This window comes from Streptomyces sp. NPDC034085 (assembly GCF_055575555.1).
Genome location: NZ_JBVISL010000002.1, coordinates 19429 through 39920 on the forward strand (window position 1 = coordinate 19429; position 20492 = coordinate 39920).

18 protein-coding genes are annotated in these 20492 nt (G+C 74.9%); 9 read left to right on the forward strand and 9 right to left on the reverse strand.

What is annotated here, in order from left to right; translation table 11 throughout:
- The first annotated feature begins 105 nt into the window (after window positions 1-105).
- The gene (locus tag ACZ501_RS05250) at window positions 106-1305 is read left to right on the forward strand and encodes an acyl-CoA dehydrogenase family protein (protein WP_468792748.1); all 1200 of its coding nucleotides are present in this window, start codon (window positions 106-108) and stop codon (window positions 1303-1305) included.
- The gene (locus ACZ501_RS05255; protein WP_468792750.1) at window positions 1305-1778 is read left to right on the forward strand and encodes a nitroreductase family deazaflavin-dependent oxidoreductase; all 474 of its coding nucleotides are present in this window, start codon (window positions 1305-1307) and stop codon (window positions 1776-1778) included. The genes ACZ501_RS05250 and ACZ501_RS05255 overlap by 1 nt, the downstream gene beginning before the upstream one ends.
- Window positions 1779-1844: 66 nt before the next feature.
- Here ACZ501_RS05255 and ACZ501_RS05260 read toward each other — a convergent pair whose 3' ends face one another.
- Window positions 1845-2492: a TetR family transcriptional regulator gene (locus ACZ501_RS05260; RefSeq protein WP_362459352.1), complete on the reverse strand. Its 648-nt coding sequence runs from the start codon at window positions 2490-2492 to the stop codon at window positions 1845-1847.
- 409 nt (window positions 2493-2901) lie between these two features.
- On the opposite strand from ACZ501_RS05260, the gene ACZ501_RS05265 reads away from it, so the two are divergent.
- From ACZ501_RS05265 to ACZ501_RS05275, 3 genes are all read left to right on the forward strand, one after another.
- Complete coding sequence (locus tag ACZ501_RS05265) at window positions 2902-3735, forward strand: VOC family protein (RefSeq protein ID WP_361610797.1); 834 nt, start codon at window positions 2902-2904, stop codon at window positions 3733-3735.
- Between the two features lie 98 nt (window positions 3736-3833).
- Entirely contained in the window at window positions 3834-6290 is a 2457-nt protein-coding gene (gene afsK, locus ACZ501_RS05270) for a protein serine/threonine kinase AfsK (RefSeq protein ID WP_468792753.1), read from the forward strand.
- Window positions 6291-6472: 182 nt separating this feature from the next.
- Entirely contained in the window at window positions 6473-6967 is a 495-nt protein-coding gene (locus ACZ501_RS05275; protein ID WP_361605723.1) for a peptidylprolyl isomerase, read from the forward strand.
- A 31-nt stretch (window positions 6968-6998) separates the two neighbouring features.
- On the opposite strand, the gene ACZ501_RS05280 is transcribed toward ACZ501_RS05275, so the two are convergent.
- A complete protein-coding gene (locus ACZ501_RS05280; RefSeq protein ID WP_361605720.1) occupies window positions 6999-7499 on the reverse strand; it encodes a hypothetical protein in 501 nt (166 codons plus the stop codon).
- 72 nt (window positions 7500-7571) lie between these two features.
- The gene (locus ACZ501_RS05285; protein WP_468792755.1) at window positions 7572-8015 is read right to left on the reverse strand and encodes an SRPBCC family protein; all 444 of its coding nucleotides are present in this window, start codon (window positions 8013-8015) and stop codon (window positions 7572-7574) included.
- 261 nt (window positions 8016-8276) lie between these two features.
- On the opposite strand from ACZ501_RS05285, the gene ACZ501_RS05290 reads away from it, so the two are divergent.
- Entirely contained in the window at window positions 8277-8930 is a 654-nt protein-coding gene (locus tag ACZ501_RS05290; protein ID WP_468792758.1) for a hypothetical protein, read from the forward strand.
- Here ACZ501_RS05290 and ACZ501_RS05295 read toward each other — a convergent pair whose 3' ends face one another.
- Genes ACZ501_RS05295 through ACZ501_RS05305 form a run of 3 tightly spaced genes read right to left on the reverse strand, consistent with a single transcriptional unit; the run spans window position 8931 to window position 11313 of the window.
- The gene (locus tag ACZ501_RS05295) at window positions 8931-9707 is read right to left on the reverse strand and encodes an enoyl-CoA hydratase/isomerase family protein (RefSeq protein WP_468792761.1); all 777 of its coding nucleotides are present in this window, start codon (window positions 9705-9707) and stop codon (window positions 8931-8933) included.
- Window positions 9704-10150: a Zn-ribbon domain-containing OB-fold protein gene (locus ACZ501_RS05300; RefSeq protein ID WP_468792764.1), complete on the reverse strand. Its 447-nt coding sequence runs from the start codon at window positions 10148-10150 to the stop codon at window positions 9704-9706. The genes ACZ501_RS05295 and ACZ501_RS05300 overlap by 4 nt, the downstream gene beginning before the upstream one ends.
- 11 nt (window positions 10151-10161) lie before the next feature.
- Window positions 10162-11313, reverse strand: coding sequence for a lipid-transfer protein (locus tag ACZ501_RS05305; protein ID WP_361605705.1), 1152 nt, complete (start codon window positions 11311-11313; stop codon window positions 10162-10164).
- A gap of 94 nt (window positions 11314-11407) precedes the next feature.
- On the opposite strand from ACZ501_RS05305, the gene ACZ501_RS05310 reads away from it, so the two are divergent.
- From ACZ501_RS05310 to ACZ501_RS05320, 3 genes are all read left to right on the forward strand, one after another.
- Complete coding sequence (locus ACZ501_RS05310; RefSeq protein WP_468792766.1) at window positions 11408-13156, forward strand: FadD3 family acyl-CoA ligase; 1749 nt, start codon at window positions 11408-11410, stop codon at window positions 13154-13156.
- Between the two features lie 65 nt (window positions 13157-13221).
- The gene (locus ACZ501_RS05315) at window positions 13222-13956 is read left to right on the forward strand and encodes a hypothetical protein (RefSeq protein WP_468792768.1); all 735 of its coding nucleotides are present in this window, start codon (window positions 13222-13224) and stop codon (window positions 13954-13956) included.
- A 134-nt stretch (window positions 13957-14090) separates the two neighbouring features.
- Window positions 14091-15980 carry an exo-alpha-sialidase gene (locus tag ACZ501_RS05320; RefSeq protein ID WP_468792770.1) on the forward strand — a complete coding sequence of 630 codons (1890 nt, stop codon included), beginning with the start codon at window positions 14091-14093 and terminating at the stop codon, window positions 15978-15980.
- Window positions 15981-16008: 28 nt separating this feature from the next.
- On the opposite strand, the gene ACZ501_RS05325 is transcribed toward ACZ501_RS05320, so the two are convergent.
- The 3 genes from ACZ501_RS05325 to afsR all read right to left on the reverse strand — a co-directional run bounded on the left by ACZ501_RS05325 (window position 16009) and on the right by afsR (window position 20403).
- Complete coding sequence (locus ACZ501_RS05325) at window positions 16009-16734, reverse strand: class I SAM-dependent methyltransferase (protein ID WP_361605693.1); 726 nt, start codon at window positions 16732-16734, stop codon at window positions 16009-16011.
- Window positions 16735-16987: 253 nt separating this feature from the next.
- The gene (locus tag ACZ501_RS05330; protein WP_361605690.1) at window positions 16988-17197 is read right to left on the reverse strand and encodes a hypothetical protein; all 210 of its coding nucleotides are present in this window, start codon (window positions 17195-17197) and stop codon (window positions 16988-16990) included.
- Between the two features lie 191 nt (window positions 17198-17388).
- Window positions 17389-20403, reverse strand: coding sequence for an SARP-family global regulator AfsR (gene afsR / locus ACZ501_RS05335; protein ID WP_468792773.1), 3015 nt, complete (start codon window positions 20401-20403; stop codon window positions 17389-17391).
- Window positions 20404-20492: the final 89 nt, after the last annotated feature.

The following is a 20492-nucleotide window of genomic DNA, read 5'->3' on the forward strand; positions in this document are numbered from 1 at the left end:
GCGACAGCCGCCCCGCCCCCGGAACCCCCGGGCCCCCGCCCCCTGTGCATCTCATCCCCGCCGCCCTAACATGACGCCCCGTCAGATACGGGGAGGAGCCCGACGATGGATGCCGCCTTCACCGCGGAGCAGGACGAGATGCGCCGTACCCTGCGCGAGATCCTGGCCAAACGCAGCGGCCCGGACGAGGTCAAAGCCGCCGTCCGCACCGCCGAGGGACACGACCCCGAGCTGTGGCAGCAGCTCTCCCGCCGGCTCGGGCTTCCGGGCCTCGCCGTCGCCGAGGAGTACGGCGGTGTCGGCTGCGGTCCCGGCGACCTCGCGCTGGCCTGCGAGGAGACCGGGCGCGTGCTGCTGCCCTCGCCGCTCCTGGCCACCGCCGCCCTCGCCACGCCGCTGGTCGCCGCCCTCGGCACCCCCGGCCAGCGCTCCGCCCTGCTGCCGCCGCTCGCGGCCGGCGAGCTGACGGCCGCCCTCGCCGTCCCCGGCACCGCCCTGGCCACCGCACTCGCCCTGACCGGCGACAACACCCCCGGCGACTGGGCCGGCGGGGGCCGCGCCGGCGGGGTGCAGGCGCACCCGGCCGGGGACGGCTGGCGGCTGTACGGGGAGGTGCCCCAGGTGCTCGACGGGCACAGCGCGGGCCTGCTCGTCGTCGCCGCGCACACCGGCGGCTTCGCCCGCAGCCGGACCCTGCTCTTCCTCGTACGGGAGGACGCCCCCGGCCTCGTACGGGTCCGGCAGACCACCCTGGACGAGACCCGCCCGCAGGGCCGCCTCCAGCTGCGCGACGTACCCGCCGAACTGCTGGGCCCGGACGGCGGCGCAACCCCCGGCGCCACCCTCGCCGCCCTCGCCGCCACCGGCCGGGCCGCGGCCGCCGTACTCGCCGCCGAGGCGGTCGGCGCGGCCGACCGGGCGCTGGCCCGCACCGTGGAGTATGTGCGCCAGCGCGAGCAGTTCGGCCGGGCCATCGGCTCCTTCCAGGCGGTCAAGCACCGGCTCGCCGACCTCTACGTCCAGGTCCAGGCGGCCCGCTCCGCCGCCTACTACGCCGCCTGGGACCCGGCCCAGGCCGGTCTCGCCCTCGCCCAGGCCCTGGAAGCCCTGCGGACCACCGCCGGCGAGGCGATCCAGCTGCACGGCGGCATCGGCTTCACCTGGGAGCACGACGCCCACCTCTACTTCAAGCGGGCGGCCGCCGACGAACTGCTCTTCGGCCCCGTCCACCGCCTGCGCGCGCACGCCGCGCACCACGCGGGCCTCTTCGGCCCGTCCGCGACCCCAGAGAGGGCGGCCGTCTGATGGCTCCCGGCGTCACGTTGATCCAGAAGGTCTCCTCGACCCTCCTCTTCGCCAAGATCGCACCGCACTTCATCCCCGCCATGGACAAGGCGGTGCACCGGTTGACCCGGGGAAAGGTGCTCCTCAGCGCACGGATGCTGCCCGGGGTCGTCCTCACCGCCAAGGGCGCCAGGACCGGCGAGCCGCGCACCACCCCGCTCGCGTGCCTGCCCGAGGACGGGGGCACGAGCTGGCTGCTGATCGGCTCCAACTTCGGCCGGCCCGGCCACCCGGCCTGGACCGGGAACCTGCTCAGGCACCCGGACGCGCACGTGAGCTGGCAGGGGCAGGACATCGCCGTACGGGCCCGGCTGCTGGAGGGCGACGAACGGGCGGCGGCGTGGCGGGCGGTGCTGGGGTTCTGGCCGCCGTACGCGACGTACCAGGCGCGCATCGAGCGCGAGATCAGGCTGTTCCGCCTGGAGCGGCGCTGATCACGGCCCGTCCCGCGGGAGGACGGCCGTACGAGGCCGGTGGCGGACCCTCCAGGGGGTCCGCCGTCACCTGGTCGGCTTCTTGCCGGTCATGCCCAGGTGCACGAGCAGCGCCAGGTTCGGCTTGAGCTCGGCCTGCTTGACGCCCCAGGTCTGGAAGCCCTTCTGGTGCGAGGCGACCGCGGCCAGCATCGCGACCAGGGAGCCCGCCATCGCCGCCGGGCTGAGGTCCTTGTCGACCTTGCCCTTGGCCTGGAGCTCCTTCACCGACTCCGTCAGGGAGTTGGTGACGGAGTTCAGGATCTTCATGCGGATCTTGTAGAACCGCTTGTCGCCCTCGGCCGCGCCGAGGTCGACGACTCGCAGGATCGCGTCGTTGCTGCGCCAGAACTCGAGGAACCCGTCCACGAGTTCCTCGGCGGCCGCCCAGCCGGCCTTGCCGACCCAGTTGCGGCCCTCGACGAGCGCCGTCAACTGCGCGCCCTCCGTGGCCATGTGCTCGGCGATCTCCAGGACGGCGCCCTCGACGTCCGGGAAGTACTGGTAGAAGGTCGCGGGGGAGGTACCGGCCTTGCGAGCGACGTCGATCACCTTGACGTCGCGGTACGGCGAGGAGCTGAGCATCTCGCTGAGGCAGTCGAGCAGCTTCTGCCGCGTCGCCTGGCCGCGCCGGCCGGCGACACGCCCGTCGACGGTGCGTACTTGTCCTGTCATGCCGTCAGCTTACCGAGGGGGGATCGGCGCGCTATTCGGCCGCCTGCAAATGGGGTCAAGGGGCCGCCGACCTGCCCATAAGGGCCCTCGGGGCGGCCTCGGCGGCGGATTCCGGCCGAACCGGACCGGTGGCGCCGGACGCGCGCCGTCCCCGCCCGGGGGGCCGGGCCGGGCCGCTCCGTATCGTGGCGTATCCCCCGAATAGTCTTGTCAACAGGCTGTGGACAAGTTTTCGGGCGGACCATGGAACGCAGGCATGAAAGGCGTGCTGCCGGGACAAGCAGCCCGAAGCGGTACGGAGGGCGCGTAACCGGTCCAACCCGCCCCCGGCCTCCCCGGCCGGCACCCGCACCACCCGGCGCCCACCGCACCACGCGCACCGCCCCGCACGACGGAAGGAACCCGCCCCATGGCCGCAGCCGCATTCGCGGAAGGCTCGCCCTGCTGGGTCGACGCCTCGCTCCCGGACGTCGAGGCGGGCAAGCGCTTCTACGGCGAGCTCTTCGGGTGGACCTTCGGCGGCAGCTCGGGCCCCGAGTACGGCCACTACACCCAGGCCTACAGCCAGGGCCGCAACGTCGCCGCCCTCGCCCCCAAGCCCGACGGCCGCATGCCCACCGTCTGGGGGGTGTACCTGTACACCTCCGACGCCTACGCCTGCGCCGCCCGCATCCGCGCCGCCGGCGGCCAGATGGTGATGGACCCGCAGCCCGTCGGCCCGTACGGCACCGCCGCCATGGCCGCCGACCCCGGCGGCGCCGTCTTCGGCCTCTGGCAGCCCGGCACCCACCACGGCTTCGACGCCCAGGACGAGCCGAACACGTACTGCTGGGCCGAGGTCTACACGCGCGCCCGCGACGCCGTCGACGTCTTCTACGCCAACGTCTTCGGCTACGTCCCCCAGGACCAGGACGACTCCGAGAGCGGCGTCGAGTACCGCGTCTGGTCCCCGCCCGGCAGCGCGCCCGGCCCCGACACGGCCGTCCTGGGGCGCAGCCTGATCACCGACGCCTTCCCGGAGATCATGCCGGCGCACTTCCTCGTCTACTTCGCCGTCGCCGACTGCGACCGCGCCGTCGGCACGGTGCAGCGGCTCGGCGGGCGCGTCACCGCCGACCCGTTCGACACGCCGTACGGGCGGATCGCGGTCGTCGCCGACAATCAGGGGGCCGTGTTCGCCCTCCTGTCGGAGCCGCGCGCGAACGCACACCCGCAGCCGGGGCCGGACCAGGCGCGGGCCTGACAGAATCGGGTCGTACCGGTGCGCGCGCGGCTGGCAGGCGCGCACGGGTGGAAGCGGGTCCGGCAGGGGCCCGTACGGGGAGGTAGTGGAGGCGAGTGGTGGAGCAGCTGACGCAGCACGACCCGAGACGGATCGGCCCCTTCGAGGTGCTGGGACGGCTCGGCGCCGGCGGCATGGGGCTGGTCTATCTCGCACGGTCGGCATCCGGGCGCCGGGTCGCGATCAAGACGGTGCGGACCGAACTCGCCGAGGACCAGCTGTTCCGGGTGCGCTTCACCCGCGAGGTCGAGGCGGCGCGCGCCGTGTCCGGCTTCTACACGGCGGCCGTCGTGGACGCCGATCCGCGCGCGGCGGTGCCCTGGCTGGCCACCGCGTACGTCCCCGCGCCCTCGCTGGAGGAGATCGTCAACGAGTGCGGGCCGATGCCCGCGCAGGCCGTACGGTGGCTCGCGGCCGGCATCGCCGAGGCGCTGCAGTCGATCCACGGCGCGGGCCTGGTGCACCGCGACCTGAAGCCGTCCAACGTGCTCGTCGTAGAGGACGGCCCCCGCGTGATCGACTTCGGCATCGCGAGCGGGGTGTCCAACACCCGCCTGACCATGACGAACGTCGCCGTCGGCACCCCGGCGTACATGTCGCCCGAGCAGGCGAAGGACTCGCGCAGCGTCAAGGGCGCCAGCGACGTCTTCTCGCTCGGCTCGACCCTGGTCTTCGCCGCGACCGGGCACCCGCCGTACCACGGGGCGAACCCGGTCGAGACGGTGTTCATGCTGCTGCGCGAGGGCCCCAACCTGGAGGGCCTGCCCGACGAGCTGCGGCCGCTGATCGACTCGTGCATGCAGATGGACGCCACCCAGCGCCCGACCCCCGCCGACCTCCAGGCGCAGCTCGCCCCGCACCTGTTCGACGGCGGCGACGACAGCGGGACGGCCTCGGCGTGGCTCCCGGAGCGGGCCGTCGCGATGATCGAGGCCCGGCGGGCCGGCAACCGTACGGGGACCACCCCGGCCCCGGCGGTCCGGGCCCCCGGCGGCTCGTCGGCCCCGCCCGCCGGCCCCGCCACGCACCGCCGGCCCCCGCGCGGCGCCGCCGACCCGTGGGTGGACCCGCGGACCGGGCAGGCCGCGCCGCCGCGGCCGGACCGGCCGCCGCTGACCCCGGCCCCGGTGCAGGGCCCCGCTCCCGTGCCGGTCCAGAGCCCCGCCCCGGTGCCGGTGTCCTCCATGCCCGGCATGCCCGTACGGCTCGGCGGCTCGCCGGTGCCGATCGGGCCCGGCCCGCGCGCGACGGCCTCCGCCCCGGCGGGGCTCGCCGCAGCGGACTCGGCGACCGGCTGGGTGCGCCCGCCGGCCGGCACCCCGGCTGCCGCCGCGGCCCCGGTGGCCACCCCGTCCGTGCCCGCGCCCGGGCCGTCCCCGGACAGCGGCCGCTGGCGGCCGTGGCGCTTCCGCATGTCCAACGAGGTGTGGGGCACCCCGACCGTCGCCGGCGACCTGCTGTACGTGACCTCCTTCGAGGTGCACGCCCTGGACGTCGGCAGTGGCCGACGGCAGTTCAAGACGCGGGACGTCGCCTGGTCCATGGCCGTCGCCGACGGCCGCATCCACGCCTCCGACGGGCCCTCCCTGTACGCGCTCGACGCCACCGACGGCTCCGAGCGGTGGCGGCTGTCCACCGAGGCCTGGGTGTACGCGCTGCGCGCCGAGCGGGGCACCGTCATCACCGCCACGCGCGGCGGGGGCGTCCAGGGCTGGGAGGCGTCGAGCGGGCAGAAGCTGTGGGAGCTGAGCGGCGCCCAGTCCGACTTCGAGACCCCGGAGGCGGCCCCCGTCCTCCACGAGGGCACGGTCTACGTCTGGCAGGACGCCCGGCTGCGCGCGCTGGACGCCCGCTCCGGCCAGGAGGCCTGGTCGTACCCGGTCGGCGACGCGGCCTCCTGCGGCAACGTCCCGGTCCGCGTGACCCCCGCCCCCGACGGCAACGTCTACGTCGCGGCCGGCACGCGGGTGCTGTCCGTGGACCGGGCCTCCGGCCGGGTCCGCTGGCACTTCGAGGCCCCGGCGGTCTTCCTGGCGCCGCCCGCCTTCGCCCCGGGCCCCGCGGTCACCGGCGGCGGGGTCTACCTCGCCGACTACCTGGGCACCGTCTACGCCCTGGACGCCGCCACCGGCAAGGACCGCTGGCGCATCGCCACCGAGCCGCGCCCGGCGGTGGACCCGGTGCTGGTGGCGAACGGCAACGTCCACCTGGGCGCCGGCAGCGCCCTGTACACCCTCGACGCGGTCACCGGCACCCCGAAGTGGCGGTTCGCGGCGGGCGGCGAGATCACCGGCCCCCCGGTGGTCGCGGACGGCCGGGTCCACTTCGGCTCGGCCGACCACTGCCTGTACACCCTGGACGCGGCCGGCGGGCAGCTCCGCTGGAAGCTGGCGACGGGCGGCGAGATCACCGGCGCCCCGGTGGCGGAGGCGGGCGTGGTCTACGCGTGCAGCAAGGACCGCTGCGTCTACGCCCTGGACGCCGCCAAGGGCACGGGCACCCGTACGGGCGCCTGACCCGCGCGAACGGCCCCGGGCACGGCGGCCGGGGCCCGCCGCCGTGCCCGGGGCCGGCCCCGGGCACGAGGCGTCCCGGCGGATCCTCCGGAGTGACCCGGACGGGTCGCCGGGCGCGCCACGGGGGCGTCTGCGGCCCCCGGCGGGGTGCGGTTCGTACCGGGAGTGACAGGATGGGACCCATGAGCAACGTTTACTTCGACATCAACATCGACGGCGCCCCCGCCGGCCGCATCGTCTTCGCCCTCTTCGACGAGGTCGTCCCGAAGACCGCCCGGAACTTCCGCGAGCTGGCCACCGGCCAGAACGGCTTCGGCTACGCCGGCTCGGGCTTCCACCGCGTCATCCCGCAGTTCATGCTGCAGGGCGGTGACTTCACCAACCACAACGGCACCGGTGGCAAGAGCATCTACGGCGCGAAGTTCGAGGACGAGAACTTCCAGCTGAAGCACGACCGCCCGTACCTGCTGTCGATGGCGAACGCCGGCCGCAACACCAACGGCTCGCAGTTCTTCATCACCACCGTCGTCACCCCGTGGCTGGACGGCAAGCACGTCGTCTTCGGCGAGGTCGTCCAGGGCCAGGACATCGTCGACAAGATCGAGAAGCTGGGCACCCCGTCCGGCTCCACCAAGGGCAAGATCGAGATCGCCGCTTCCGGCACCGTCGAGGCCTGATCCACGCACGCGCCGGTCGGCCCCGCTCCCCTCACCGGGGTGCGGGGCCGCCGCCGTTCCCGTACTCCGGCCCGGGGCCCGTCGTGTCCCTCGGCAGCGCGCGGCGGGCCCGCCGGGGGCGGCCGCGCATGACCACCGCCGCCAGCAGGAGCAGCGCGCCCGCGCCGAAGGCGTTGGCGACGCCGTCGCCGATGCCCGTCCCGTCGGAGCCGACCGACAGGCCCCCGGCCGCCTGCCCCTGGCGGACCGCCCAGAGCACCGCGAAGCCCAGCACGACGACCCCGGCGAGCGCCATCAGCAGCCGCGAGCGCCGCACGATCGCGAACAGCACGAGCAGCGCCGCGACGAGGGACGGCAGCAGCAGCGACCCCCACAGCGCGGCCCCGTCCCCGGTGATGCCCGGGCCGGAGAAAAGCTCCTCGACCCGGTAGTCGCGCCCGCGACGGCCGTCGTACCAGGCCCGGAAGGGGCTCCAGACGGCGGCCGCCGCTCCGATCAGGCCCATGAGCGAGCCGAGTACGTTGCGGATCATGTCCGGGCCTCGGGGGTGGGGGTCATGATCCCGACGCTACGCCCGGCCCCCGGGCGTCGCACGCGGGGCGCGTCAGGACGTGGCGCGGGCCGCTTCGACGCGGGCGCGCAGGGCGTCGTTCATCGCGGTGAGGTCGCGCGCGGTCCCCGCCGGCAGCCGGCCGAGGAAGGGGACCAGCAGACCGCGGAAGCGCTCGCCGTGCTGCAGCCGGGTCGAGCGGCCGGGGCCCTCGGACAGGCGCAGGAAGTGCTCGCCGTCCAAGAGGCCGCGGACGAGGAAGTGGCCGGTCCAGCGCAGCTCCGTGCCGGGAACGGCCACGACGACGGTCGGCCGGGAGGTCGTCGGCCTGCCCGACCGCGGGTACGTCGTGAGGGTCAGCCGCTCCCCGGGCACCGCCTCGCCGGCGGCGGCCCGGATGAACGGGTTCCAGGTGCAGTAGCGGGGGAAGTCGGTGAGAACCGCCCAGACCTCTTCGGGGGGTGCGTCGATGGCGATCTCGGTGGCGATGGTGCGCACTGGTGGCGTGCTCCTCGTGGTGGTTGGCGGCCACCGAAGGGACGCGGGCAGGTGCGGTTCGCCGCCGGGTTCGGTGCTCGGGATGCAACCACGCTTTCCGTGGCCCGAACGCCGGCTGGGGGGCGTCTTCGCTGGTGGCGCAGAGAGTGGAGGAGTGCGTTCCGGGTGTCGGGTGGTGAATGCCGACACGTCGGGCAGTGCCGTTCGCCGGGGCCGCCTGCTACGGTGACCGCCTTTGCCGCCCGGGGAGGGGTCGAGGTCATGATGTCCGGACGTGGAAGACGGCTCAGGTTCGCCACGGTGCTCGTGGCGGTGGTGCTGGCCCTCACCGGGTTCTCCACCAGCGGCGGGAGCAGCGGGAAGAGCAAGGGGAAGAGCAGCGGCGGGGGCGGCTGCTCCAGTTCGAAGAGCGCGAAGAAGAAGAGCCACGTCAGCAGCGGCAAGGGCGGCGACAGCACACCCGCCCCCCGCCGCACCCAGGAGCCGGCCACGGCCGTCGTGACCTCGTGCCTCGGCGGCGCCGACGGCCGCTCCACCGTCATCGCGGTCACCTCCCGCCTGGACCGGCCGGCGGCCTTCGAGGTGGTGCTGTACCGGGAGGACGCGAACGGCGTCACCGTGGAGTCGGCCCGCGGGGAGCTGACCCTCGAAGCGCGCGGACGGGGCGACCTGGTCATCGCCATGACCGCGCCCGAGAAGGCCGGCGAGGTGAAGAACTGCCGGATCGGGCCGGTGTCGACCGCCGCGGGCACGGCCTCCCCGAAGCCGACCCGGCCGACGCGGGACACCTCGAAGCCGGACGCCTCGACGCCCGACGCCTCGAAGCCGGACGCCCCGAAGGCGACCGCCCCGCCGACCGTGCCGAAGCCGGGAGCCCCGAAGCCGGGCGCGCCCAGGCCCACCCGCACCCGCTGATCAGCGCAGCCGGAACTCCGCCCCCGGCCGCCGGGACGCGAAGAGCTCCGCCTGCCGCTCCGGCGGCAGGTTGCCCAGCGCGATCAGCGCCGGCGCCTGGTCCAGGGCCTGGCTCAGCGCCGCCCGCTTCGCCGACCACAGGGCCCGCACGGTGCCCTGTACGCCCTCCGTCGGGAACCCCGCCAGGGTCCGCGCCGAGCGCAGCGCCGCCTCCAGCAGCTCCCCGGGCTCCGCCAGCTCGCTGACCAGTCCGATCTCGTACGCCCGCCGCGCGGAGAGCCGTTCCGCCGTGCCCATCAGGGATATCCGGGCGGCCTCGCCGAAGGGCATCCGCTGCGTCATGTACACGGCCTCGTAGGCACTGACCATGCCGTAGGAGGTGTGCGGGTCGAAGTACGTGGCGCTCGTGGAGGAGACGATGAACTCCGCCTCGCCCAGCAGGTAGAACGCGCCGCCGCAGGCCATGCCGTTGACGGCGGCGATCACCGGCTTCCACAGGTCGTTCGCCTTGGGCCCGATCGCCGTCAGCGGGTCGTCGACGGAGTACGGGGACGCCGGCTGCGGCACCCGCGCCGACCGGTCGATGCCCGTGCAGAAGGCGGCGGTGCCCGCACCGGTCAGCACCACCGCCCGCACGCCGGCGTCGAAGCGCAGCTCGCGCCACACCGCGGCCAGCGCGGCGGCCGTCTCCAGGTCGATCGCGTTGTGCCGGTGCTCCCGGTCCAGGGTGACGACCGCGACCCCGGCCCCCTCGTCCCGCTCCACGCGCAGCGTCACGGCTTCTCCAGGATCCAGCGCGGCACGCTCATCCCGCCGGTCTCGGTGAACACCACCTGCACCCGGGCGCCGATGCGCAGCCGGGCCGGGTCCACGGAGTCGAGCGGGGCGTCGGCGGAGGCGACCAGGTTCCCGGCCAGCCGGATCCGCGGCGCGTCCGCCAGCTCCACGAGGATGACGTTGTACGGGGCCTGCGCGGCGTACGCGGGCAGCAGCGGCGGGTACGGCCGGACGTAGGACCAGATCCGGCCCCGGCCGTTCATCGGGCGCCACTCGGAGTCGAAGGACCGGCAGTGCGGGCAGCAGGGCCGGGGCGGGAAGCGCAGCCGGCCGCACGCGGCGCAGGCCTGGACGCGCAGTTCGCCGCGGGCGGCGTACTCCCAGAAGGGGGCGCCGTCCTCGTCGGGCACGGGCAGCAGGAGGGACTCTTCGGCGGTGGTCATCGGTCGGCTCCTCACGCACGCAGCAGGATCGCGGACGTCGGCACGCCCTCGCCCGCCGTCACCAGGCAGGTCGAGGCGTCCGGCACCTGGGCGGTGGAGGTGCCGCGCAGCTGCTTGACGCCCTCGTTGATCAGGTTGAACCCGTGGACGTAGGCCTCGCTGAGCCCGCCGCCGCCGGTGTTGATCGGCAGCCGGCCGCCCGTCTCCAGCGCCCCGCCCTCGGTGAAGGCGGCGCCCTCGCCGCGCCCGCAGAAGCCGTAGCCCTCCAGGGAGAGCGGGATCAGGGGGGTGAAGGCGTCGTAGATCTGGGCGACGTCCACGTCGGCGGGCCCGAAGTCGGCCTGCTTCCACAGGTGGCGGGCGGCGGTCCAGGCGGGGCCGGACAGCGGGTCGTCGTTCCAGTAGTTGACCATCCCGTGGTGCTGGGAGGGCAGCCCCTGGGCGACGGAGTGCACGTAGACGGGCTTCTGGCGGCAGTCGCGGGCGCGTTCGGCGGAGACGACCACGCAGGCGAGCGCTCCGTCGGTCTCCAGGCAGTTGTCGAACAGGCAGAGCGGGTCGCTGATCATGCGGGAGGTCATGTACATCTCGCGGGTCAGCGGGCGCTCGTACATCATCGCCGCGGGGTTCTCGTTGGCCCGGTTGCGGCAGGCCATCGCGACGTTGAAGAGGTGGTCGCGGGTGGCCCCGTACTCGTGCATGTAGCGCCGCGCCAGCATGCCGATCTCGTCGGCGGGGCGCAGGAGTCCGAAGGGGCGGGTCCACTGGCCGGGGGTGGGCAGCTGGACGGCGGTGTTCTTCCAGGGTCTGGGCCCCGAGCCGCGTTTGCGGGAGCGCCAGGCGACGCCGACGGTGGCCTGGCCGGCGGCTATGGCGGCGGCGAGGTGGCCGACGGTGGCGCAGGAGCCGCCGCCGCCGTAGCCGACCTTGGAGAAGAAGGTGACGTCGCCGGCGCCGATGGCCTTGGCGACCTCGACCTCGTCGGTCTCCTCCATCGTGTAGGAGGCGAAGGCGTCGACCTCGGACGGATCGATGCCGGCGTCGGCGAGGGCCGCGAGGACGGCCCGGCAGGCCAGTTCCTTCTCGGACGCCGGCAGCCGTTTGGCGAAGGCGGTCTGGCCGATGCCGACGATTGCCGTAGCGTCCTTGAGCGTTGCCGCCATCGCCACCTCCGGGGGTGCGCCAGTACTGACAGCCGCGAAGGCTACAGCTAATCTGACGGATAGTCAGCTACTGGGATCCAGGGAGGGCGGGCGGATGTACGAGGGCACGGGCGCGGACGGTCTCGACCACGGCTCGGAAGGCGGCACCGGCCAGGAGGACCCGCCCCCGCAGGCCCCCGCCGGCGCACCCGCCGACCCCCGGGGCGACCTGCGCTGGGGGACCGTCGCAGGGCTCGTCCGGGACGCCGCCGAACGGTACGGCGACCGCGAGGCCGTCGCCGACGGGCGGGTCCGCATCACCTACGCCGAGCTCGGCGCCCGCGTCGAGCGGGCCGCCGCCGCCTGCCTCGCCGCCGGCGTCGCGGCGGGCGACCGGGTCGCCGTCTGGGCGCCCAACACGCTGGAGTGGATCGTCTCCGCCCTCGGCGCCGTCTCCGCGGGCGCGGTGCTCGTCCCCCTCAACACCCGCTTCAAGGGCGCGGAAGCGGCGTACGTCCTGCGACGCAGCCGGGCCCGCCTGCTGTTCGTCACCGGCACCTTCCTCGGCACCTCCTACGTCGCCTCACTGCGCCGTGCGGCGGCCGAAGGACCCGGCACCGGGCCCCTGCCCGCGCTGCCCCACCTGGAGCAGGTCGTCGTCCTCGCCGACGACGCCCCCGAGACCTTCCGCACCTGGAAGGACTTCCTCGCCGGCGGGGACGCGGTACCCGCCCGGACCGTCCGCGCACGCGCCGACGCGATACGCCCCGACACCCCCTCCGACATCATCTACACCTCCGGCACCACCGGCAGCCCCAAGGGCGCCGTCATCACCCACGCCCAGACCCTGCGCTGCTACGCCGTCTGGAGCGAGCTCGCCGGACTGCGCGAAGGCGACCGCTACCTCATCGCGAACCCCTTCTTCCACACCTTCGGCTACAAGGCCGGGATCATCGCCTGCCTGATGCGCGGCGCCACGATGGTCCCCCAGCCCGTGTTCGACGTGGACACCGTCCTCGCCAACATCGCCGCCGAGCGGATCTCCGTCCTCCCCGGCCCGCCCACCCTCCACCAGTCCCTCCTCGACCACCCCCAGCGCGCCCGGCACGACCTGTCGGCCCTGCGCCTGGTCGTCACCGGCGCCGCCGTGGTCCCCCTCCAGCTCGTCGAACGGCTGCGCGCCGAACTGCGCATCGCCACTGTCCTCACCGCGTACGGGCTCTCCGAGGCGGGCGGCATCGTCACCATGTGCCGGCGCGACGACCCGGCCGAGACCGTCGCCGCCACCTCCGGGCGGGCCATCCCCGACACCGAGGTGCGCGTCACCGGCCCCGACGGGACCGCCCTGGCCGCCGGAGAGGCCGGCGAGGTACGGGTCCGCGGCCACCACGTCATGCGCGGCTACTTCGAGGACCCCGAGGGCACGGCCGCCGCGATCACCCCCGACGGCTGGCTGCGCACCGGTGACATCGGCGTCCTTGACGCGGCGGGCAACCTGCGCATCACCGACCGGATCAAGGACATGTTCATCGTCGGCGGCTTCAACGCCTACCCCGCCGAGATCGAACAGCTCCTCGGCCTGCACCCGGACGTCGCCGACGTCGCCGTGGTCGGCATCCCCGACCCCCGGCTCGGCGAGGTCGGCAAGGCGTACGCGGTCCGCCGCCCGGGCTCCACCCTCACCGCCGACGACCTGATCGCCTGGTCCCGCCGCGAGATGGCCAACTACAAGGTCCCCAGGGAAGTGGAGTTCCTCCCCGCCCTCCCGCGCAACGCCGGCGGCAAGGTCCTGAAGACGGAACTGCGGGCCCGCCGCGGACCGGCGGAGGAAACGGCCAACGGGGGTGGGCCAAACCCTGCATGACGCCCCGTCGGCCACCGTCAGTACGCTGTGCCCTCCGAAGATCGGATCGTATGGAGATGGGCACGATGAGCAGCGACGCACCCCGTCAGGACTGGCCGACACCCCCGGGGTACCCGCCGCCCGGCCCGGCGTACGGGGCCCCCGGCACACCGCCGTCGGCCGCCCCGCCGAGCGCCTCCTCGCACCGGGGCGCCTGGATCGGCGCGGGAGCCACCCTGGTGGCCGCCGTGATCGGCGTCGTCGGCACCTACATGGTGGCCGGCAACAACAGCCCGGCGTCCCCCGCGAAGAACCCGGCGGCCGCCGCCGCGACCCCCGCGGCGCAGGCCCCGGGCGCGGCCGCCGCCCCGTCGGACCCCGCCCCGCCGCAGTCCTCGCCGTCCCCGGCCGCGTCGGCCCCCCGGACGCCCTCCGGGAAGCCGCCCGGCACCGTCCAGTGGGAGGGCGCCCTGGTGATCGAGTACGCCGGCCCCAAGGACCTGGACGCGGCGCCCCCGGAGGAGTCCGAGGTCAACAGCGACAACGACTTCTCCGTCTACTCCTTCGGCAACGAGCGTCTGCGTCCCGAAGGCGGAGCCAAGCTGATGGTGTGGGAGGGCCCGTCGAAGGTGCCCTCGTACGAGGACTGCGCCGGGGTCGTCGACACCCTCGGGACCACCAAGGAGGCGGATCTCAAGACCGGCAGGGTCTTCTGCGGCAAGACGAAGGAGGGCCGCGTCGTGCGGCTGACCGTCAAGCGGTTCGCCGGGGGCGGCGGCACCACGAACGGCACGTTCGACGTCGTCGTATGGGGCAAGTGACGGAACCGGAACCGGCCGGGCCGACCGACGGGCAGGCACCGGGAGGGCGTTAGCCTGCACGGATGAGGTCGAATCAGTCAGGCGTCCGATTCCGATTCCGCTTCCGGTCCCGTCGCCCGGTCCGGGCGGCGGGCGTGGCCTGGGCCGTCACCGGCGCGCTGGGCCTGTGCACCCTGGGCTGGTTCACCCTCGTCCCGACGCCCGGCCCGGCCGGCGGCGGCACCCCCGCGACACCGAAGAAGGCACCCGGGCTGACCGCCGCCGTCTCCGCACCCTTCAGCGCCTTCACCGAGGGCTACGACTGCTACCGCATCCCCACCCTCGTCACCACCAAGGACGGCACCCTGCTGGCCCTCGCCGAGGCCCGCACCGCGAGCTGCAACGACATCGGCGACATCGACATCGTGCTCAAGCGCTCCACCGACGAGGGCCGCACCTGGGGCCCCCTCCAGGTCGTCCGCGGCGCCGGCGACCCCGGCGCCTACGGAAACCCCGTCCCCGTCGTCGACTCCGCATCCGGCCGGATCACCCTGCTGCACGCCTACAGCACCTGGACGCCCGACGCCGACGGCAACCGCGTACGCGGCCCCCGCGAACTGCGCCTGGCCCACAGCACCGACGACGGCGCCGGCTGGACCACCGACCCCGCCCCGCAGCCCCAGCTCAAGGGCGCCGACTGGGCCTGGGTGTCGGTCGGCCCCGGCCACGGCATCCAGCTCACCCCGACCCGCCCCGACCGGCCCGGCCGCCTCGTCGTCAGCGCCGACTACCGCACCGAGGACAACGAATCCGGCGCCCAGCTCCTCTACAGCGACGACGGCGGCCTCAGCTGGCGGCCCGGCGCCCGCTGGGGCGCCCCCGAAGGCACCCCCGCCCCCAACGAGCCCGCCCTGACCCAGCTCCCCGACGGCCGCATCTACGTCAACGCCCGCTCCACCGCCACCTGCGGCACCGCCGACCACCGCGTGGCGGCGATCGTGGAGGACGCCGCCGCACCCGCCGTCCCCGAGCCCGGCTTCGTCCCCGTCACCGACCTCCCGGCCCCGCCCGCCGCGGGCTCCGTGCTCCAGCTGCCCGGCGGGCCCCTGCTGCTGTCCGCGCCCAGCCGCCCCGGCACGGAGTTCTCCGACCGCTGGACCCTGGCCGTGCGCACCTCACAGGACACCGGCCGCACCTGGTCCAAGGGCGGCGCCGTCGTCCTGCGCGAACGCGCCGGCTACTCGGACATGACCGTCCTGCCCGGCGGCCGCGTCGGCCTGCTCTACGAGACCGCCAACGGCACCCCGCACGGCTACGTCAAGTTCACCGCCTTCGGCCCGCACGAGCTCCAGGCCGCCACCGAGGACCTCACCCCGCGCCACACCTCCGACACCAGCCCCTACGGCAACCACGCCGTCGTGCACGGCGCCCCGAAAGCGGGCAACCGCCCGGGCGGCGGCAGGACCCTGCGCTTCGACGGCAAGGACGACTTCCTGCGCCTGATCAACTGCCCCGCCGAACTGCGCATAGGGGACGGCGACTTCGCCGTCGCCACCTGGGTCAAGTACAAGACCCGCGGCCAGGACCGCGACAGCGGCCTGCGCCTGCCCCTGATCTGGGGCTACGGCCAGGGGCCGGCCGCCAGACAGTTCCGCATCGAGGCCGACCCCGCCACCGGCCGCCTCGAAGCCACCGTCAACGCCGGCACCGGCCCCGCCTCCGTGGCCACCCGCGGCCGCGTCGACGACGACGCCTGGCACCACGTGGTCCTCCAGCGCCGGGGCACCCGCCTCGAACTGTCCGTGGACGACGCCCCGCCCGCCACCACCGCGCTCGGCCCGGACCAGATGGACTTCCGGCCCGCCGGGGCCTTCACCATCCACCTCGGCACGCAGCCCGACTACAAGGCCTTCTACGCGGGCGCCCTGGACGACGTACGGATCTACGGCCGCGCCCTGTCCGGCAACGACAAGGCCCGCCTGCGCGCCGGCAACGACGTCACCGACCAGGAACGGGTCCACCTGCCCTTCGACCGCGTCTGGTGACCCGGGAGGCCGGGGCGGTCCGGGCGGTCTAGGCGGGCTTGCGGGCCAGGACCAGCCGCCAGCGCGGGCTGCCGTCCGCGCGGCGCCCGAAGTGCTCCAGGGGGACCGTCTCCACCCGGAAGCCGGCCGCCGCGAGGTCCGCGCGGACGGGGCCGAACGGGAAGGTGCGGTAGTACATCACGAACGGCGGCCGCCACACCGCGTTGCGCACCCGCATCGCCGCGTCGAAGCCGGCCACCGCCCACCACAGCGGCGAGGTGAGCGGGATCGGCGCGCCGACGGGGAAGGCGAAGACCCCGCCGGGCCGCAGCGCGCGGTGCACCTCCGCGAAGAGGGCGGGCCGCTCGGACGGCAGGAAGTGGCCGAAGGCCCCGAAGCTCACCGCGAGGTCGTACGCGTCCCCGAGCTCCCGCGGCAGCGCGAGCGCGTCGGCCCGCACGAGGTCCACGCCCTCGGGATGCGCCCGCTCGGCCTGCGCCAGCATGCCCGCGCTGAGGTCGACCCCGGTGACCCGGCCGCGGCACAGCCGGCGCAGCATCCCCAGGCCGGCGCCGGTGCCGCAGCAGACGTCCAGGCCGGAGCCGAAGGAGCCCTCCCGCCCCGCGAGGGTCTCCTCGACGGCGTCGAGCATCCGGTCGGGGGTGCGGAACGGGGTCCGGTCGAACGTGGGGGCGAGCAGGTCGTAGCCGTGCTCGACGGACGAGAGGGCCTGGACGGCCAGTTCGCGCAGGCTGGGTCCCTGGGAGGTGAACACGCCCACACCCTAGTGGTCCGGACGCGGACGTGCGGTGGCCGCGGTGGTCCCCCTCCGGCCACCGCGGCCACCGCTTCCGTTCCCCCGTGCGGACGGCCCCGAATTCCCCCGAATCCCCCGTGGGCCGTCCGTTCCTGCGTTCTTCCCCCGTACGCCCCCCGAGCGGTCCCCCCGTACGTCCCCCGTACGACCGCTCAAGGGCCCCCCGTACGTCCCCCGTACGTCCCCCGTACGTCGTGCCGTGCTCCCGGTCCTACGGGAGCGGGCCGGACGCGTGGTTGTCCAGCGAGACGATCTCCTCGCCGGAAGCGCGGTGGTCGAGCGGTTCCTCCCCGGGCGCGACCACCGGCGGCTGGGCAGGCGCCTGGGCCGGCGGCTCCAGGCCGATGTCCGCACCCGAGGCGTGGTTGTCGAACGGTCTGATGTCGCCGTCGAGCGGCAGGCTGTTCTCGTTCGTCGTCATCGAATCTCCTGGTGGTGTGTCGGGCCCGTTCGGCGGTTCCCCCGTGGACCGCCGAACGGGTGGTCCTCCAACCGGCCCGGATGCCCCCCGTCGCGCCGGGTCGATGCACCTATCGTGACGCGCGGCGATAAACGAACGATGAACGTCCCCGTCCATCTCCGTCCATCCGCGAACGCCGCAGGTCAGAGCGGTCAGGCGGCCAGTTCCGACGCCAGCAGGGAGCGCACCTCGGCCAGTTCCGCGGAACCGAGCTGCGCGAAGACGCTCTCCGCGTCCCGCCAGCAGGCCCGCGCCCGGTCCGGCTGGCCCAGCCGGCGCAGCGCCTTGCCCAGGACGGTCAGCACGGTGGCCCGGCGCCACTCCCCGCCGATGCCGCGCAGCGCGATGGCCTGCTCGGCGTGCTTGGCGGCCAGGGTGGGCCGCAGGGCCGCCAGGTGGGCTTCGGCGAGCCGGAAGTGCGTGACGCCCTCCCACAGCGGCTGGCGGTTGTCGTGGAACAGCGAGAGGGCCTCGCCGAGCTGTTCCAGCGCCTCGCCGAGCCGGCCGGCCTGGGTGAGGGCGATGCCCAGCGCGTAGCGGCCGTTGGCCAGGCGCAAGGTCAGCCCCATGCGGTCGTAGACGGCGATGCCCTGCCGGGCGAGGTCGATGGCGCTCGTGAGGCGGCCCATGCCGACGTGGATGCGGGAGAGGTTGCACAGGGCGCTGGCCTCGCCGATGTGGTTGTCGTCGGCGCGGAAGTTCTCTATGGCCTCCAGCAGGTACCGCTCGCCGTCCTCGTGGCGGTTCTGGTAGAGGGCGATGATCCCCCGGTCGTTGGGCGCCCAGCAGCTGGGCAGCGGGTCGCCGGCCGCGCGGGCCAGGTCCATGGCCTGGCGGGCCTGGTCGTCGGCCTCGGCGAAGCGGCCGGCGAAGAGGTGGACCATGGTGAGGGTGGTGCGGGCCCGGCCCTCCGCGCGCGGGTCCCGCGCGGCCCGGGCGGCCTCGCAGAGCGTCAGCGCGGCCGATTCGTACTGCTTGGAGTTGGCACCGGACTCGGCGAGGTCCTTGGCCGCCCACAGCAGGTCCACGGCCCGCCGCAGGGCGCCCGGCCGTCCGGCGGACTGGCGGGCGCAGGCCAGCAGCGGGTCGGCTTCGGCGAAGAGCCAGTCCAGGGCGGCGCGGGGGTCGGTGAGGACCAGGCCCGGGTGGCGGGTGGTGCTGAGGTGGGCGGGGAGGCGGTCCCCGGGGCGTTCCACCGCGTACACGCGGGCGGCGGTGGCGAGGTAGAAGTCGAGGAGCCGGTCCAGGGCGTCCTCGCGGCCGCCGCTCGGCTCGTCGCGCTCGGCGCACGCACGCGCGTAGAGCCGTACGAGGTCGTGGAAGCGGTAGCGGCCGGGCGCGGCCGATTCCAGCAGGGAGCAGTCGACTAAAGCCTCCAGGAGGTCCTCGGTGTCGTGTTCGGGCAGGTCGAGCACGGCGGCCGCGGCGGCCAGGGAGACGTCGGGGCCGTCGGCGAGGCCGAGGAGGCGGAAGGCCCGCTGCTGGCCGGGTTCCAGCTGGCCGTAGCCGAGCTCGAAGGTGGCTTTGACGGCGAGGTCGCCGGCCTGGAGCTCGTCGAGGCGGCGGCGCTCGTCGGCGAGCTTGGCGGCGAGGACGGAGACGGTCCAGGTGCGGCGGGCGGCGAGCCTCGACGCGGCGATGCGGATCGCGAGCGGCAGGAACCCGCAGGCGCCGACGACGTCGAGGGCGGCCTGGCGTTCGGCGCCGACCCGTTCGGCGCCCACGATGCGGGTGAACAGCTGCAGGGCCTCCTCGGGGCTCATCACGTCGAGGTCGACGAGATGGGCTCCGGCGAGGCCCGACATCCGGACCCGGCTGGTGACGAGGGCGGCGCAGCCGGCGGTGCCGGGCAGCAGCGGCCGGACCTGGGCGGCGTCGCGGGCGTTGTCGAGCAGCACCAGGACGCGTCGGCCGTCGAGGGTCGAGCGGTAGAGCGCGGCCCGGTCGGCGGGGGAGTCGGGGATGGCGCTGTCGGGGGTGCCGAGGGCGCGCAGGAAGGAGCCGAGGACGGCTTCGGGGAGGGCGGGGCGGGGTTCGGTGCCCTGGAGGTCGACGTAGAGCTGGCCGTCGGGGAAGTGCGGCCGGGCGGCGTGGGCGACGTGCACGGCGAGGGTGGTCTTGCCGACGCCACCGATGCCGGCCAGTGCGGAGACGGCCATGACCTGGCCGCCGGCGCCGGCGAGGATCTCCCCGAGTTCGGCGACGAAGGGGGCGCGGCCGGTGAAGTCGGGGACGGTGGCGGGCAACTGGGCGGGCCTCACGGGTACGGGCGCCGCGGCCGGTACGGGGTCCTCGGCGCGGGCGAGTTCGGTGTCGGCGTTCAGGATCCGCTGCTGGAGGGCGGAGAGCTCGGGGCGGGGGTCGACGCCGAGTTCCTCCGCGAGGAGCCGGCGGGTGTCCGCGTACACGGCGAGGGCCTCGGCCTGGCGGCCGCTGCGGTAGAGGGCGAGCATGAGCAGCTCGCGCAGCCGCTCCTGGAGGGGGTGGGCGGCGGTGAGGGCGGTGAGTTCGGAGACGGCCTCGGCGTGGTGGCCGACCTCCAGGTCGAGGTCGAGGCGGGTCTCCAGCAGCTGGAGGCGCCATTCGGCGAGGCGGGTGCGCTCGGTCTCGGCGTGCGGGCCGGGGACCCCGGCGAGGGGTTCGCCGTCCCACAGGTCCAGGGCACGGGCGAGCAGGGCGCGGGCGAGGGTGCGGTCGCCGGCGGCGCGGGCCTTCTCGGCGTCGGCGGCCAGGCTGCGGGCGATGCCGAGGTCCAGGTCCTCCTGGTGGCGCAGCCGGATGGCGTAGCCGCCGGCGTCGCTGACGAGCAGCCCGGGTTCGAGCACCTTGCGCAGCCGGGAGGCGTACGTGCGGATGGTGGCGAGGGCCTGCTGCGGGGGGTCCTCGCCCCAGATGGCGTCGATCAGCTCGGGCGCGGTGGCGGTGCGGCCGTCGCGCAGCAGCAGTACGGCGAGCAGGGCGCGCTGCTGGGGGCTGCCGGACGGCAGGGCCTCGTCGCCGCGCCAGGCGCGGACGGGGCCGAGGACGGCGAAGCGGTTGCCGGCGGGGACGGGGCCGGCGCCTGCGGGGCCGGACACGGGCGTGTCGGGCGCTGTGCGGGTGCCGGTCCGGGGCCGGGCCGCTTCGGGGTGGTTCCGCTGGTGCGGGATGGGCGGTACGCCGTCCATCTGTGGTCCCCCCTGCCTTCCGTCGGTTTGAGGGTCAGTCTGCCCTGTCTTGCGCGTACACGTCAGCCCGCAGCGGAGTCGGTGGCTCC